Annotated in this window: 16 protein-coding genes; 2 read left to right on the top strand and 14 right to left on the bottom strand. The window is 66.3% G+C overall.

All coding sequences use genetic code 11. The annotated features are described in order from the left end of the window. Positions 1–68: 68 nt before the first annotated feature. From VLK31_RS00440 to VLK31_RS00375, 14 genes are read right to left on the bottom strand one after another with little or no spacing between them, the layout of a single operon-like run. The gene (locus VLK31_RS00440) at positions 69–1061 is read right to left on the bottom strand and encodes a Bug family tripartite tricarboxylate transporter substrate binding protein (protein WP_409166401.1); all 993 of its coding nucleotides are present in this window, start codon (positions 1059–1061) and stop codon (positions 69–71) included. 53 nt (positions 1062–1114) lie between these two features. Further along, on the bottom strand, positions 1115–2191 hold the full coding sequence (locus VLK31_RS00435) for a lactonase family protein (RefSeq protein WP_409166400.1): 1077 nt from the start codon (positions 2189–2191) through the stop codon (positions 1115–1117). Positions 2192–2202: 11 nt separating this feature from the next. After that, entirely contained in the window at positions 2203–3195 is a 993-nt protein-coding gene (locus tag VLK31_RS00430; RefSeq protein ID WP_409166399.1) for a tripartite tricarboxylate transporter substrate binding protein, read from the bottom strand. A gap of 55 nt (positions 3196–3250) precedes the next feature. Beyond that, on the bottom strand, positions 3251–4012 hold the full coding sequence (locus VLK31_RS00425) for an SDR family NAD(P)-dependent oxidoreductase (protein ID WP_409166398.1): 762 nt from the start codon (positions 4010–4012) through the stop codon (positions 3251–3253). Positions 4013–4047: 35 nt separating this feature from the next. After that, positions 4048–5640: a galactarate dehydratase gene (gene garD, locus VLK31_RS00420; RefSeq protein WP_409166397.1), complete on the bottom strand. Its 1593-nt coding sequence runs from the start codon at positions 5638–5640 to the stop codon at positions 4048–4050. Between the two features lie 19 nt (positions 5641–5659). After that, positions 5660–7012, bottom strand: a complete 1353-nt coding sequence (locus VLK31_RS00415; protein WP_409166396.1) for a TRAP transporter large permease — start codon at positions 7010–7012, stop codon at positions 5660–5662. Further along, complete coding sequence (locus VLK31_RS00410) at positions 7003–7497, bottom strand: TRAP transporter small permease (protein WP_409166395.1); 495 nt, start codon at positions 7495–7497, stop codon at positions 7003–7005. Before VLK31_RS00410 ends, VLK31_RS00415 begins: the two co-directional genes overlap by 10 nt. A 12-nt stretch (positions 7498–7509) precedes the next feature. Further along, the gene (locus VLK31_RS00405) at positions 7510–8502 is read right to left on the bottom strand and encodes a TRAP transporter substrate-binding protein (RefSeq protein WP_409166394.1); all 993 of its coding nucleotides are present in this window, start codon (positions 8500–8502) and stop codon (positions 7510–7512) included. Positions 8503–8554: 52 nt separating this feature from the next. Continuing rightward, complete coding sequence (locus VLK31_RS00400; protein ID WP_409166393.1) at positions 8555–9445, bottom strand: SMP-30/gluconolactonase/LRE family protein; 891 nt, start codon at positions 9443–9445, stop codon at positions 8555–8557. Continuing rightward, on the bottom strand, positions 9435–10256 hold the full coding sequence (locus tag VLK31_RS00395; protein WP_409166392.1) for an NAD-dependent epimerase/dehydratase family protein: 822 nt from the start codon (positions 10254–10256) through the stop codon (positions 9435–9437). The genes VLK31_RS00400 and VLK31_RS00395 overlap by 11 nt, the downstream gene beginning before the upstream one ends. Before the next feature lie 14 nt (positions 10257–10270). Then, entirely contained in the window at positions 10271–11065 is a 795-nt protein-coding gene (locus VLK31_RS00390; RefSeq protein ID WP_409166391.1) for a transporter substrate-binding domain-containing protein, read from the bottom strand. A 54-nt stretch (positions 11066–11119) separates the two neighbouring features. Then, positions 11120–11848 carry an amino acid ABC transporter ATP-binding protein gene (locus VLK31_RS00385; RefSeq protein WP_409166390.1) on the bottom strand — a complete coding sequence of 243 codons (729 nt, stop codon included), beginning with the start codon at positions 11846–11848 and terminating at the stop codon, positions 11120–11122. Further along, positions 11832–12488: an amino acid ABC transporter permease gene (locus VLK31_RS00380; protein ID WP_409166389.1), complete on the bottom strand. Its 657-nt coding sequence runs from the start codon at positions 12486–12488 to the stop codon at positions 11832–11834. The genes VLK31_RS00385 and VLK31_RS00380 overlap by 17 nt, the downstream gene beginning before the upstream one ends. Further along, the gene (locus tag VLK31_RS00375; RefSeq protein WP_409166388.1) at positions 12485–13234 is read right to left on the bottom strand and encodes an amino acid ABC transporter permease; all 750 of its coding nucleotides are present in this window, start codon (positions 13232–13234) and stop codon (positions 12485–12487) included. Before VLK31_RS00375 ends, VLK31_RS00380 begins: the two co-directional genes overlap by 4 nt. A 124-nt stretch (positions 13235–13358) precedes the next feature. Here VLK31_RS00375 and VLK31_RS00370 point away from each other — a divergent pair, with 124 nt between their 5' ends. Together VLK31_RS00370 and VLK31_RS00365 are read left to right on the top strand one after the other, a co-directional pair. After that, positions 13359–14249 carry a FadR/GntR family transcriptional regulator gene (locus tag VLK31_RS00370; protein WP_409167339.1) on the top strand — a complete coding sequence of 297 codons (891 nt, stop codon included), beginning with the start codon at positions 13359–13361 and terminating at the stop codon, positions 14247–14249. A 113-nt stretch (positions 14250–14362) separates the two neighbouring features. Continuing rightward, positions 14363–15370 carry a Bug family tripartite tricarboxylate transporter substrate binding protein gene (locus VLK31_RS00365; protein WP_409166387.1) on the top strand — a complete coding sequence of 336 codons (1008 nt, stop codon included), beginning with the start codon at positions 14363–14365 and terminating at the stop codon, positions 15368–15370. The last annotated feature ends 33 nt before the right edge of the window (positions 15371–15403 follow it).

The raw sequence follows: 15403 nt of genomic DNA, 5'->3' as shown, positions 1-15403 counted from the left end.
TCCCTCGGTTCGGCGCCCCGCGCGGGGTTTTGCGCGCGCGGGCTTTGCGCCCGCGCGGCGCCGTTGGGCTAGTCGGCCTTGATGCCCGCCGCCTTGATCACCTGCGCCCACTTCTCCACTTCGGCCTTCTGGAAGGCCGCGATCTGCTTGGTGCTCAGGTCGGCCGGCTCCATGCCGAAGCCCTTCAGCTTTTCCTGCATGTCCGGCGCGGCCAGGATCGTGCGGATCTCGGTGTGCAGCCGGTCGACCACCGGCACCGGGGTGCCCGCGGGCACGAAGATCGCCTGCCATGACACCACTTCGAAGTCTTGCAGGCCCGGCACGCCGGACTCGGCCACCGTCGGCACGTCGGGCATCGAGGCCAGGCGCTTGGAGGATGTGACCGCAATGGCGCGCAGCTTGCCGCTCTGGATGTGCGGGCCGGCCACCACCGTGGTGTCGAACATCATGTCGACCTGGCCGCCAATGGCGTCCTGAATGGCCGGGCCGCTGCCCTTGTACGGAATGTGCGTGAACTTGACGCCCGACTTGAAGGCCATGAGCTCCAGCGCCAGGTGCTGCGACGTGCCCGTGCCGGCCGAGGCCGAAGAGAGCCCGCCCGACTTGGCCTTGCTCGCCGCCATCACGTCCTTCAGCGTCTTGTAGGGGCTGGCCTGGTTCACCACCAGCACCACCGGGTTGGTGCCGATGAGCGTCACCGGCGCAAACGACTTCTGCGGGTCGTAGCCGATCTTCGGGTACAGGCTCACGTTGATGGCGTGCGAGCTGATGGTGCCGCCAATGAGCGTGTAGCCGTCGGGTGCCGCGCGCGAACCCACTTCGGAGCCCACGCTGCCGCCGGCGCCACCCTTGTTGTCGATGATCACGCTCGTGCCCAGCACGGTGCCGAGCTTCTGCGCAATGAGGCGGGCCAGCACGTCGGTGGTGCCGCCGGCCGGGAACGGCACGAGGTAGGTCATGGCCTTGCCGGTGGGCCAGTTGCCGCTTTGCGCGAAGGCGGCGGGCAGGCCCGCGGCCAGCGAGGTGGCCAGGGCGGTTCGAATGAGTGTTCTGCGTTGCATGTGAATGTCTCCTTGGTTTGTTTGTTCGGTGGCGGGGAGCGGCGCGGCTCTGCTCAGGGCAGGTCGACGATCTCGATCCAGTTCGGGTTCTTGCCCACGTCCAGATGCTGCGGCTTGCCCAATGCGCCGGTGGCGCCGTCGATGGCGTACAGCGAGATGCCGTTCGATTCCTGCCCCGCTGCAATCAGGTAGCGCCCACTGGCGTCGATCGCAAAACCGCGCGGGCTTTTTTCGGTCGGCGTCTGGCCCAGCGGCTGCAGCTGGCCGGTGGCGGCATCGACCTTGAACGTCGACAGCGTGCTCGACGTGCGCTCCGATGCATACAGGTAGCGCCCGTCGGGCGTCAGGTGCAGGTCGGCGGCCCATGGCTTGCCGGTGAAGCCGGCGGGCAGCGTGGTGGTGCTCTGTTCGAGCTTGAGCGTGCCGCGCGCGGCGTCCCACGCATACACGTGCAGCGCCGCGTCGAGCTCGTCCAGCAGGTACACATGGCGCTGTGCCTTGTCCCATACGAAGTGGCGCGGGCCCGACTTGGCGGCGGTGGCGGTCAGCGGCGGATCGTTGGGCGACAGCAGGCCCTTGTCGGCGTCGAAGCGCCAGCTGGACACGTTGTCCCCGCCCAGGCTGGTGGCCAGCACGAAGCGGTTGCTGGCGTCCGCATGGATCGCGTGGGCGTTGGGCCCCGTCTGAATCAGCTGGTGGATGGGGCCCACCGTGCCGTCCTTGCCGACACCGTTCACCGTGATCTTTCCGCCCTGGTAGGAGGCCGCAAACAGCCACTTGCCGCTCGCGTCCAGGTCGATGTTGGCCATGCTGTCGGCCAGCGGCGCCTCGCCCAGCTTGCGCAGCTGGCCGGTGGCGCCGTCGATCGACAGCGCCGTGACGCGAAACGGCTGCGAGCGCAGCGCGGCGTACAGCACGCGCTTGTCCTGGCTCACGACCATCGGCATCACCGTGCCGCCGACGTTGAGCGTGTGCACCGGCTTGAGCACGCCCTGGGCGCGGTCGAGCTCGAGCACCGAGATGTCCTGGCTGTCGGCGTTCGACACATAGACCCAGGTCGCGGCCGAAGCCGGGCCGCTTGCAGCGGCGGTGAGCCACAGCAGCGACGCAATGGTGGTGGTTGCTTTCATGGCGACTGTGCTCAGGGCTTGATGTTGAGCTTGGTGATCAGCTGCTTGAAGTACACGTTGTCCTTGGCCAGCGTGTCCTTGAACACGGCGCCGTCGGTGTAGACGTAGCCCAGGTTCTGCTTGTCCATCACTTCGCGCATCAGCGGCTCGGCGGCGGTCTTGGCGGTGATCTCGCGCAGCTTGGCCATCACTTCGGGTGGCGTGTTCTTCGGCGCGCCCAGGCCGCGCCACGTGCCGATCGTCAGGTCGATGCCGCGCTCCTTGGCGGTCGGCACCTTGTCGAAGGCCTTCAGGCGCTGGTCGGCCATCACCACCAGCATCTTGAGCTTGCCGGCCTGCACGTAGTTCGACACTTCCGCCGGGCTCACGGCCACGGCGTCGATGTGGCCGCCCAGCAGCGCCAGCACCGCCGGGCCTGCGCCCTGGAACGGAATGTGGTTGAACTTGGCGCCGGTCTTGTCTTCGAGCGCGGCAGCCGCAAGGTGCCAGATCGAGCCCGTGCCCGAATTGCCGACGCGCATTTCATCGGGCTTTTTCTTGGCCGCGGCCAGGAATTCTTCGACCGTGTTCCAGGGCGCATCGGCCTTGACGGTGATGGCGGCCGGGTCGGCATTGAGCTGCGCAATCGGCTGAAAGTCGTCGTAGTTGAACTTGGCCAGGCCCAGGTGCGGCAGCGTGAGCAGCTCCACGGTGAGCACCGCGAGCTTGTAGCCATCGGGCCGCGAGTGGATGACCTCGTTCCAGCCGATGGCGCCGCCCGCGCCGGGGCGGTTCACGATCACGATGCTTTGCGACATGTGCTTGCGGCTGGCATCGGCAAAGGCGCGCGCCAGTGCATCGGTGCCGCCACCGGGCTGGTAGGGCACGATGAGTTCGACGCTGTGGTCAGGGTAGTCGCTCGGGCCCGCGAGGGCGGCGGGCGCAGCAAAGCCAAGAGCGCCGGCTGCGAGGCCGACTGCTGCGGACAGTGCGGCCACCTTGCGCAGGAATTTCGTTGTCGTCATGTCTTTTTTGTCTCCGATATGGGTATTGCTGGCAGAAAAAACGCGGGCGAACAGGTCAGGGCATGTACTGCCCGCCGTTCACTTCGATGACCTGCCCCGTGACATAGCCCGAGAGCTGTTCCGAGGCCAGGTACAGGAAGGCGCCCACGCATTCCTCGGGCTCGCCGATGCGCCCCATCGGAATGCTGGCGCGAAAGTTCTCCAGCATCGCGGGCGTCGAAAAGCGCTCCTGAAAAGGCGTTTGAATGACCCCCGGCGCCACCGCGTTCACGCGGATGCGGTCGCCCACCAGCTCCTTCGCCAGCCCGTGCGTCACCGTGCTCACGAAGCCCTTGGAGCCCGCGTACAGGTAGGCGGCCGGGCCGCCGCCGGTGCGCGCCGCCACCGAGGTCACGTTGATGATGTTGCCGCCGCCCTGCGCGCGCATCAGCGGCACCACTTCGCGGCAGTAGGCGAGCACCGAGCGCGCGTTGATGTGCATCACCTCGTCGAACAGCGCGTCGTCGAACTCGGCGATGGGCACGCGCTTGACCAGGCTGCCGGCGTTGTTCACCAGCACGTCGATGCGCCCGAACTCGGCCGCCGTCTGCTTCACGCTGTCGCGAATGGCGGCGGTGTCGCGCACGTCGGCCTTCACGGCAATGGCCGCGCCGCCGGCCGCGCGAATGGTTTCGACCACGTCGTTGGCCGCGGTGGCCGAGCTGTTGTAGTGCACCGCCACGCGCATGCCGCGCGCGGCAAAGGCGATGGCCACCGCCGCGCCAATGCCGGTGCTGGCGCCGGTGACGAGGGCGGTCTTGTCCTTCAGGTCTTCCATGGGTAGGTGCTCCGTGTGTGCTGTGAGAGAAGCTGTCAGGTGACGGGTGCCGGGTTGAACAGCACCAGCGCGTTGTGCAGCTTCCAGTGCTCGGCCCAGGTCTTCTTGCGGCCGCTGGCCACGTCGAGCATCAGGCGGAACAGCTCCCAGCCCACGTCCTCGATGCTGGCCTCGCCGTCGGCGATGCGGCCTGCGTTCACGTCCATCAGGTCGTGCCAGCGGCGCGCCAGGTCGCTGCGCGTGGCCACCTTAATCACCGGCACCTCGGCCAGCCCGTAGGGCGTGCCGCGACCGGTGGTGAACACATGCAGATTGATGCCGGCGGCCAGCTGCAGCGTGCCGCAGATGAAGTCGCTGGCCGGCGTGGCGGCGTAGATCAGACCCTTCTGCGCGACCTTCTCCCCGGGTGCGAGCACGCCGGTGATGGGCGCGGAGCCCGACTTCACGATCGAGCCCATCGCCTTCTCCACGATGTTCGACAGCCCGCCCTTCTTGTTGCCCGGCGTGGTGTTGGCGCTGCGGTCGACGCGGCCTTTTTCCAGGTAGGCGTCGTACCATGCCATCTCGCGGATCATGGCCGCGGCCACCTCGGGGGTGGACGCGCGCGCGGTGAGCTGGTCGATGCCGTCGCGCACCTCGGTCACTTCGGAGAACATCACCGTGGCGCCCGCGCGCACCAGCAGGTCGGTGCAAAAGCCCACGGCGGGGTTGGCGGTGACGCCCGAAAAAGCGTCGCTGCCGCCGCACTGCACGCCCACCACCAGCTCGCTGGCGGGCACGGTCTCGCGGCGGCGCGCGTTCAGGCGCACCAGGTGTTCCTCGGCCTGGCGCATCACCGCGTCGATCATCGACATGAAGCCGACGTGCTCGTCGTCCTGCAGGCAAACCACGTCGAGCGCGGCGCTGCCCTCCACCTCGCCGCGCTTGTCGACGATGGGAATGCTTCCTGGCGGCAACAGCCGCTCTGGCTGCAGTTTCTCGCAGCCCAGGCTCACCACCATCACCTCGCCGCCGAAGTTCGGGTTGAGGCTGATGTTGCGCAGCGTGCGAATCGGCACGATGGCGTCGGGCGCGTCGATGGCCACGCCGCAGCCGTAGCTGTGTGCCAGGCCCACCACGTCGTCCACGTTCGGGTACTTCGGCAGCAGCTCGGCCTTGATGCGCTGCACCGCGAAGTCGATCACGCCGGCCACGCACTGCACGGTCTCGGTAATGGCCAGGATGTTGCGCGAGCCCACCGAGCCGTCGGCGTTGCGGTAGCCCTCGAAGGTGTAGCCCTCCAGCGGCGCCAGGACAGGGGGCTTGATGGTGGCGATGGGCAGGCCGTGCAGCTCGGGCGCCACCGGCATGCGCATCACGCGCTCGTGCACCCAGCTGCCGCGCGGCAGCGCCTTGAGGGCATAGCCGATCACCACGTTGTAGCGGCGAATTTCGTCGCCCTCGGCCAGGTCGGCCAGCGCGACCTTGTGGCCCTGTGGCACGTTGTCCACCAGCACGAGGCCGTCGGCAAACGTGGCGCCTGCCTTCAGGCCGCCGTCGTTCGCGACGATGGCCACGTTGTCGCTGGCATGGATGCGGATGTAAAGAGGAGCGTTGAGCGGCAAGGCTCCAGAGGCGGGATGGCTCATCGTGAGGACCTTTTGTTGCTTACAGCACCTTGTGGCCGGTCAGCATCGTGGGCAGCCAGGTGGAGAAGGCCGGCACGTAGGTCACCAGGGTGATGGCGATGAAAATCGCCAGATAGTAGGGCCAGGCGGTTTTCGTCGCCTCCCCTATGGAAATCTTGCCGATTGCGCAGCCAATGAACTGCACCGTGCCCACCGGCGGATGCACCAGGCCCAGCGCGCAGTTCAGCAGCAGCATCATTCCGAACTGCACCGGGCCCACGCCCATCTGGATGGCCAGCGGCAGGAACAGCGGCGTGGTGATCAGAATGTGCGCCGCCATGTCCAGGAAGATGCCCAGAAAGATCTGAATGATGTTGATGTACAGCAGCATCAGCCAGGGGCTGGAGGTGGCGGCCAGCAGCACCGTTTCAATGGCGTCCGGAATCTCCAGGTAGGCCATCTGGTAGCGCAGCATGTTCGACACGCCGATCAGCAGCAGGATCACGCCGGTGGTCTTGGAGGCCTTGGCCAGCGACTTGAAGAGCTTCTCGCGCGTCATGGTGCGGTAGGCCACCACCGTGAGCAGCAGCGAGTAGGTCACCGCAATGGCCGCCGCCTCGGTGGCCGTGGCCACCCCCTTCATCACGCACACCAGAATGATCACGATCACCATCAGGCCGGGAATGGCCGCCAGGAAGGTCTTGGCCACCATGCCCCAGCCCGGAAAGCGCTCCACCATGGTGCTGCCGTCGGTGCGCTTGGGGTAGCCGTACTTGGCCGCTTGCCAGTAGGCCGCCACCAGCATGCACACCATGATCCAGAACACCGGGATCAGGCCCGCGAACATCAGGTCGCCAATCGACACGCCCTTGATGATGTGGCCGTCTATGGTGCCCACCGCCGCCTGCGCGGCAAAGGCATAGATGATCATGTTGTGCGAGGTCGGCATCAGCGCGCCCGAGAGCGACGCATGCGTCGTCACGTTCACCGCATAGGCCGCGCTGTAGCCCTCGCGCTTCATGATGGGGATCATCACGCCGCCCATGGCCGAGGTGTCGGCCACCGGCGAGCCCGAGACCCCGCCAAACAGCGTGGAGGCCACCACGTTGGCCAGCCCCAGGCCGCCCTTCCAGTGGCCCACCAGGCTGCGCGCGAAGGCCACGATCTTGTCGGCAATGCCGCCATGCAGCATCAGCTCGCCCGAGAAGATGAAGAACGGAATGGCCAGGAACGAGAACACGTTCATGCCCGACACCATCATCTGAATGGCGGTCTCGAACGGCAGGCCCTCGAAGGCGAAGGTGGCCAGGCAGCTCAGCCCGATGGCAAACGCCACCGGCATGCCAAGCAGCAGGAAGAGCACGAAGCTCAGCGACAGCACTGTCAATGCCATGATGGAACGACCTTCTGGCCAGTGAACTGAGCAGCCAGGTGCTCGAGGGAGAAGAGGGTGATCAGCACCCCCGCGAAGAGAATCGGCACGTAGCGCACGGCCTCCGACATGCCCAGCGTGGGAATGGTCGATTCGCGCGTGGAGGCGGCCATTTCGGCGCCGCCCGCGAACAACGCAATGGCAAAGCCGATGGTCAGCACATAGACAAGCGTCTTGCACCAGAACTGCACCTGCGGCGGCAGCGCCTTCACCAGCGAATCCAGGCCGATGTGGCCGGCGTCCCGCACACCGGCGGACGCGCCGAACATGGCGACCGAAATCACCAGCAGCAGCGCGACCTGCTCCACGTAGGGCGGGGCGTCGTTGAAGACGTAGCGCAGCACCACGCCATAGACGACGACCCCGAGCAGGCCGACAAGGCACACGCACGCGATGTACATGGCCCAGCGCGACAGCCGTGCGTTCAGTGAGGTAAGCAAGCTCATGTCCGGCGTGCGTTACTTGGTGTTGACGATTTCCTGCACCAGCGCCTTTTGCTCCGGCGTGGTCGCAAACTTGTCCCACACCGGCTTCTCGACCTCGACGAAGCCCTTGCGGTCGATTTCCGAGGCCGCCACGATCTTGGCGCCGCCCTTGATGACGGCCGCCTTGGCGTCCTTCTCGCGCGGTTCCCACAGCTTCACGTAGTAGGGCACCGAGTCTTTGGCGGCCTTGCGGATCGCGGTCTGTTCTTCCTTGGTGAGCGTGTCCCAGATCTTCTTGGAGAACACCAGCACCTCTGGCGTCATGACGTGCATGGTCTCGGAGTACACCGGCGCGGCCTCGAAGTGCTTGGCCTCTTCGTACGAGGGGTAGTTGTTCTCGGCGGCGTCCACCAGGCCGGTCTTCAGGCCGGTGTAGACCTCGGCGATGGGCATGGGCGTGGGCGAGGCGCCGGTGGCGCTCACCAGGCTCACCATCAGGTCGGAGGGCTGCACGCGGATCTTCAGGCCCTTCATGTCGGCCACCGACTTGATCGGCTTCTTGGCATACACCGAGCGCGCGCCGCTCTCATACATGCACAGGCCGATGAAGCCGGCCTTCTCGAAAGCGGCCAGCACCTTGTCGCCGGCCGGGCCGTACATGGCCTTGCGGAAATGCTCGATGTCGCGGAACAGGAAGGGCAGCGACGGAATCACCGACTCCGGCACGATGCCGTGGAACGAGGCGCTGCTCACGCGCACCATGTCCAGCGCGCCGATCTTCACCTGCTCGACCGTGTCCTTCTCCGAGCCCAGCGAGCTGTCCGCGAAGATCTTGATGTTGTCCTTGCCACCGGTGGCCTTCGACAGCTCGTCGCCCATGAACTTCACCGCCTGGTTGGTGGGAAAGTCCTTGGCATGCACCTCGGCGGAACGGAAGGTGCGCGCCATGGTGATGTGAGATGCCGTGAGTGCGATCAGTCCGATCGCGATCAGGCCCGACAGCTTCTTCATTTGTAGTGATTTCATTTTTGATGCTCCTCGGTGGATGAAAGGAAAACGCAGCGGATGAGCGACCGGCTCAGAGGCCGAAAGCGGGCTCCGCAAGGCCCTGTGCGCCGGGCCGCAGCGCAAACACGCCGCCGGCCAGTGGTTGGTCCGACAGGTCGATGCCGCCGGGTCGGATGGAGGTGACGAACAGCGTGTCCAGGCCCGCGCCGCCAAAGGCGCACATGGCGGGCTTTTTCACCGGCACATGCAGCGAGCGGTCGAGCTGGCCGTCGGGCGTGAAGCGGTGCACCAGGCCGGCGTCGTTGCCGCAGATCCAGTAGCAGCCGTCGGTGTCCATGGCGGCGCCGTCGGGGCGCCCGGGCAGGGGCTTCATGTCGATGAACAGGCGGCGGTTGGCGGGCGTGCCGCTGTCGGTGTCGTAGTCGAAGGCCCAGACGGCCTGCACCGTGGGGTGCGAGTCCGACAGGTACATCGTGCGGCCGTCGGGGCTGAAGGCCAGGCCGTTGGGCACGATGAAGTCGTCCAGCCGAAGGGCGGCGCTGCTGTCGCCCTTGGCGTAGCTGTAGAGGCTGCCAACGCGCGCACCGGCGGCCATGTCCAGCAGCATGGTGCCGGCCCAGAAGCGGCCTTGCCGGTCGCAGCGGCCGTCGTTGAAGCGCATGGCCGGCGCGGCGTGTTCGACGGGCGCAAGCGACGTGGCGGCCAGGGTGCCGTCGGCCTGCGGCGCCAGCGAGAACAGGCCGCTCTCCATGCCGGCGATCCATTCGCCGGGCACATCCGCGCGCGGTGCGATGCAGGCGATCATTTCGTTCGCCGTCCACTGCGCATGGCCTTGGCTCGCATGCCAGCGGTTCAGCGTGCGCGCGGGAATGTCCACCCAGTACAGCGCCTGCTGCGCGGCATGCCACACCGGGCTTTCACCGGTGGCGTTGCGCGCGTCGAGAACGAGTTCAGCTGGCATCGCCGAACGGGCCTTGCGCGGTGAAGGCGCCGCCCTGGTAGATGGCGTTGGGGTCGGTGGGCGCCACGGCGGGCTGCTGCTCGACCTTGTCGCGGAACACTTCCGAGCCGTCCTGCGGCACATAGCCCAGGTGCGCGGCGGCGCTGTTGTCCCACCACACGTCGCGGTTGTTCGACATGCCGTAGACCACGGTGTGCTTCACGTCGGGCGTGAACAGCGACTTCTCGATCAGCGTGGTGAGGTCGCGGTAGCTCAGCCAGGTGCTCATCATGCGGCGGTTGAGCGGCTCGGGGAATGAGGAGCCGATGCGGATGCTCACCGTCTCGATGCCCCAGCGGTCGAAGTAGAACTGCGCCACGTCTTCGCCGAAGGACTTCGACAGCCCGTAGTAGCCGTCGGGGCGGCGCGTGGCGTGCGCGTCGATGTGCTCGCTCTGCTTGTAGAAACCGATCACGTGGTTGGAGCTGGCGAACACCACGCGCTTCACGCCATGGCGGCGCGCGGCCTCGTAGATGTGGAACACGCCCTTGATGTTGGCCTCGAGAATTTCCTCGAAAGGCCGCTCGACCGACACGCCTCCCAGGTGAACGATGGCGTCGCAGCCGCTCACCAGCGCATCCACGGCGGCCTTGTCCGACAGGTCGCAGGGCTGCACTTCTTCGTGCGCATCGGCGGCGGGCGCCAGCGAGGCGATGTCGGACAGGCGCAGCACTTCTGCATAAGGCTTGAGCCGCTCGCGCAGCACCTTGCCAAGGCCGCCGGCCGCGCCGGTCAGCAGCAGCCGGTTGAGTTTGTTGTTCGAGGCTTCCATCGTGGCGCGTCCGTTCAGAGTTTGGTGATGCGTTCGGGCAGGTCGCGGCCGTGGTACTTCTTGTAGATCGCGTTCAGCTTGCCGTTCTTCTGGTTCGTGACGACCCAGTTGTTCACCCATTCCTTGAGCTTGGGCTGCTCTTTGTTCAGTGCGATGCCCAGGTCGAAGTCTTTCTGCGCGAACTTCAGCTCCAGGTTCTTGGTGGGCGCCTGCTTCACCATTTCGCTGAGGTTGGACGGCGTGCTGGAGAACAGGTCGATCTGGCCCGTGACCATCGAGGTGATGAGCGTGGCGTCGTCCTCGTAGCGCACGATTTCCGCGCCCTTGGCTTGCTGCGTGGTGAGCGTGTCGTTCACGGTGGCGCGCGTCAGGCCGATGCGCTTGCCGTTCAGGTCGGCGTAGTCGGCCACCTTGATGCTCTTGGGGCCGCCCACGATGATGCTGATGACGGCGTAGGGCACCGAGAAGTCGACGACCTTCTCGCGCTCGGGCGTGATCGACAGGTCGGCAATGACCAGGTCGGCGCGCTGCGCCTGCAGCGTGGGCACGCGCGCGGCGTTGGTGATGGACACGATTTCGAGCTTCACGCCCAGGTCTTTTGCCAGCTGCGTGGCGGTGTCCACGTCGGAGCCGGTGGGCTGCAGGTTGGCGTCGGCAAACGAGAACAGCGGGGTGCCCATGGCAATGGCCACGCGAACCTTGCCGGCCTTCTTGATGTCGTCGAGCTGGTCGGCCAACGCCGCTTGCGCGACGCCGCCCACGAGGGCCAGCGCGATGCAGGTGCGGGTGAAGGTGTTGCCGAGTTTCATTGAGTGTCTCCTGGAGTGAATTGGTATGGGAGCTGAATGACGCGGGCTGCCTGCCTACAGCCCGTTGTTCAGAAAGGCGCGCAGCTCTTGCGTCTTGGGCGCGTCGAGCATTTCGCCGGGGCCGGTCTCCCAGACCGTGCCCTGGTGCATGTAGATGATTCGGTCGGCCACGCGCTTGGCAAAGGCCATTTCGTGCGTGACCAGCAGCATGGTCATGCCGCCGGCCGCAAGGTCTTCCATCACGCGCAGCACCTCGCCGGTGAGCTGCGGGTCGAGCGCGGAGGTGACCTCGTCGAACAGCATCACCTTGGGCGACATTGCGAGCGAGCGCGCAATGGCCACGCGCTGCTGCTGGCCGCCGGAGAGTTGTTCGGGGTAGGCGTCGGCCTTGGCCTTCAGGCCGACCTGGTCTAGCACGCGAACGGCCACGTCGGCCGCCTCGCCGCGCGACTGCTTCTTCACGTGGCGCAGCGCCAGCATGATGTTCTCCTGCACCGTGAGGTGGGGGAACAGGTTGTAGCTCTGGAACACGATGCCCACTTCAAGGCGCAACTGCTTCAGGTCGACGCCGGGGCTGTCCACGCGCATGCCGCAGACCTCGATGGTGCCCTTGTCGATCACTTCCAGCCGGTCGATGCAGCGCAGCGCCGTGCTCTTGCCCGAGCCGCTGGCGCCGATGATGGCGAGCATCTCGCCCTTGGCGACCTCGAACGAAACGCCCTTCAGAACCTGATTGGCCCCAAAGCTCTTGTAGACGTGGTCCAGCTTAACGATTGGCGACATTGAGCTTCTTCTCCATCGCTTCGCTCCAACGCGACAGCGGATAGCACAGGGCGAAATAGAAAGCACCGACCAGGAAGAAAACCAGGAAGGGCTGGAAGATGGTGTTGTTGATGATTTGCCCGGCGCGCGTGAGCTCGACGAAGCCGATCACCGAGGCCAGCGAGGTCATCTTGATGATCTGCACCAGAAAGCCGACCGTGGGCGGCAGCGACAGGCGCACCGCCTGCGGAATGATCACCAGGCGCAGCGTTTGCCAGCGCGAGAAGGCCAGGCATTCGGACGCCTCCCATTGCGGCTTGGGCATGGCCTCGATGCAGCCGCGCCAGATGTCGCCCAGGTAGGCGCTGACGTAGATCATCATCGCCAGCCCGGCGGCCACCAGCGAGGGCAGCGACAGGCCGTACACCGACAGCCCGAAGTACACGATGAACAGCAGGATCAGCAGCGGAATGCCCTGAATGCACTCGATGTACAGCACCGCGAACCAGCGCAGCCACGTGCGCGGCGAGATGCGCGCGAGCATCAGCCCGAAGCCGCCGATGGCGCCCAGCACAAAGGCGAGCGCAGACAGCAGCAGCGTCCAGCCGATCGACTGCACCAGGTACATCAGGTGCGTGAAGGTAAAGTGGCCGATGCTCATGCGGCACCGCCGTGCGCGGCCACGGTGACCGCTGCAGCCGTGGGCTGCGCCTTGCCCGCCTGCGCGGTGGCCCGGCGAATGACGCGGCGGCGGCGGAACATGTACTCGCCCAGCGCCCACGTCACCAGCTTGATGAACAGCGACAGCATCAGGTACAGCGCCGCCACCACGATGTAGGTCTCCAGCGAGCGGAAGGTGTCCGACTGCACCGTGTTGGCAATGGCCGTGAGCTCTTCGGCCGAGATCTGCGAGGCCATGGCCGAGGCCTGCATCATCAGCAAGAACTGGCTCGTGAGGGCGGGGTACACCTTCTCGATGGACGGCTGCAGCATCACGTGCCAGCCGATGCGCCACTTGGACAGCCCCAGGCATTCGGCCGCCTCGATCTGCCCGCGCGGCACCGACTCCAGCCCGGCGCGAATGATCTCGGCGGCGTAGGCCGCGATGTTGATGACCATTGCGAGCACCGCGGCCGCGAAGGTCGGCATGCGTACCCCGAAGCTGGCCAGGCCGAAGTACAGCAGGAAGATCTGCACCAGGAACGGCGTGTTGCGCACGATCTCGATGTAGACGGTGCAGGCGCGCGACAGCGGCTTGATCTGGCTGCGCTTGGCAAAGGCCACCAGCGTGCCAATGCAAACGCCGATGACCACCGCCAGCGCGGTCATCTTCAGCGTCAGCCAGGCACCGTTGATGAAAACGGGCCAGTACGATGCCAGCGGAGCGAAGTCGAGCGAATACTTCATGTGAATGCCGTGCGGAGCGTCGTGCGTTCCTGGAGCCGAAGGCGCCCTGCGGCGCGGCTTCCAAGCGATTTGAGTGATAAGTTATCTGTTGTCGTACAACTTGTTGGGGATTATCATCGTGACCATGGTTCAGTCGATTGCGGGTAATCCCTTGGTATCAGCGGCGCCGGTGGAAACCGCGCCGGGCGGCTTGGGGGCGGGCGCCGCGTTCGTGGGTCGCCCGCGGCCGAAGGCCCGTGGCCTGGCCCACGGTCTGGTGGAAGACCTGGGCGAGAAAATTCGCAGCCAGTCGCTGCGACCGGGCGACAAGCTGCCGACCGAGTCGGCCATCATGCAGGCCTATGGCGTGAGCCGCACCGTGGTGCGCGAGGCGCTGTCCAAGCTGCAGGCCGGCGGGCTGGTCGAAACGCTGCACGGCGTGGGCACCTTCGTGCTGCAGCCGCGCGCCAGCGGTGTGTTTCGCCTCGACCCTGGCGAAATTGCCGCCTCCGTCGACGTGCTGGCCGTGCTGGAGCTGCGCATCAGCCTGGAGACCGAATCGGCCGGCTTGGCCGCCAGCCGCCGCACCGACGAACAGCTGGTGGCCATGCGCGATGCACTCGACGACTTCGAGAAGAACGTGGCCGTGGCCGGCGACACCGTGGGGCCCGACTTTCGCTTTCACCTGCAGATTGCGCAGTCGACCGGCAACCCGTACTTCGCGGACATCATGCGGCACCTGGGCACCACGCTGATTCCGCGCACGCGCATCAGCGCCATTCGCACGCACGAGGGCGGGGCGCCTTACCTGAGCCGCGTGAACCGCGAGCATGAAGAGATCTACGCGGCCATTGCGCGGCGCGACCCCGAGTCGGCGCGCGCGGCCATGCGCATCCACCTGACCAACAGCCGCGAGCGGCTGCGCATGGCGCAGGAAGCCGCGCAGCAAAAGGCCAAGGCCGAGGCCGATGCCGGCGGCGCAGGGCAGGGCGCCGCGGGCACGGCCGCGCCTTCGCCTGGTCGCTCGCCCCGCTGACTTTTTCTTGTCCCTCGATCTGGACAAGTTGTTTTTGTAGTTGTACGATGACTGATAACTTGCACGGTGGAGCGTGCGAGGCCGTGACCTCATCGAACAATCAGGAGACAAGCATGACCATCAACCGACGCGGCGCACTCGGTGCCGCCCTTGCCACCACACTGGCTGCCAGCCTGCCCGTGCGCGCCTTCGCTCAAGCAGCGCAGGGCACGCAAGGCGCGGGCGCCAACTGGCCCTTGCGGCCCATCAAGCTCATCGTGCCGTACCCCCCGGGCGGCTCGTCGGACATCATTGCGCGCTCCATCAGCCAGCCGCTGTCGGAGGCGCTGGGGCAGTCCGTCATCATCGACAACCGCGCGGGCGCCAACGGCAACCTGGGCGCCGACATGCTGGCCAAGGCGCCGGCCGACGGCTACACCCTCATGCTGTGCGACCTGGGCGCGCTGGCCATCAGCCCGTCGCTGTACCCCAAGCTGCCGTTCGATCCGTCGAAGGACCTGCGCAGCGTGGCCATGCTGGCCTACTCGCCGCACCTGCTGGTGGTGCACCCCTCGGTGCAGGCGAATTCGCTGAAGGAGCTGGTCGAGCTGTCGAAGAAGAGCGACTTCAACTTTGCCGTGACTGCCAGTGGGAGCACCGCGCACCTGGCCGGCATCGAGCTGCAGCGCAAGGTGGGTGCCAAGTGGGAATACGTGCCCTACAAGGGCGGCGTGCAGGCCGTGCTCGACACCGTTTCGGGCCAGACCCAGGTGCTGATGAACGGCATGCTCGCCACCTATCCGCAGGTGCAGGCCGGCAAGCTCAAGCTGATTGCCGTGTCCAAGGCCACGCGCATGCCGCTCATCGGCAACGTGCCGACCATTGCGGAGCAGGGCGCGCCCGGCTACGAGTCGGGCACCTGGCAAGGCGTGGTGGCGGCGCGCGGCGTACCCGACGCGGTGGTCGCACGACTGAACCGCGAGCTGGTGCGCATCATTCGCACGGCCGACATCCGCGCCCGCCTCGCGGGCCAGGGTGCCGAGGTGGTGACCATGACCTCGCCGGAGCAGGACCAGTTCTTCGCCAAGGAACGCGCGCGCTGGGCGCAGGTCATCAAGGAAGCCAACGTCAAGCTCGACTGAGCGGCCGGCCTCGCTTCTTTTTCAGTCCTTTCA

The organism is Variovorax sp. H27-G14 (assembly GCF_046156345.1).
Classification (GTDB): Bacteria; Pseudomonadota; Gammaproteobacteria; order Burkholderiales; family Burkholderiaceae_C; genus Variovorax.
Note: the sequence above shows the minus strand (reverse complement) of the source record. Positions and strands in the feature narration are given on the sequence as shown.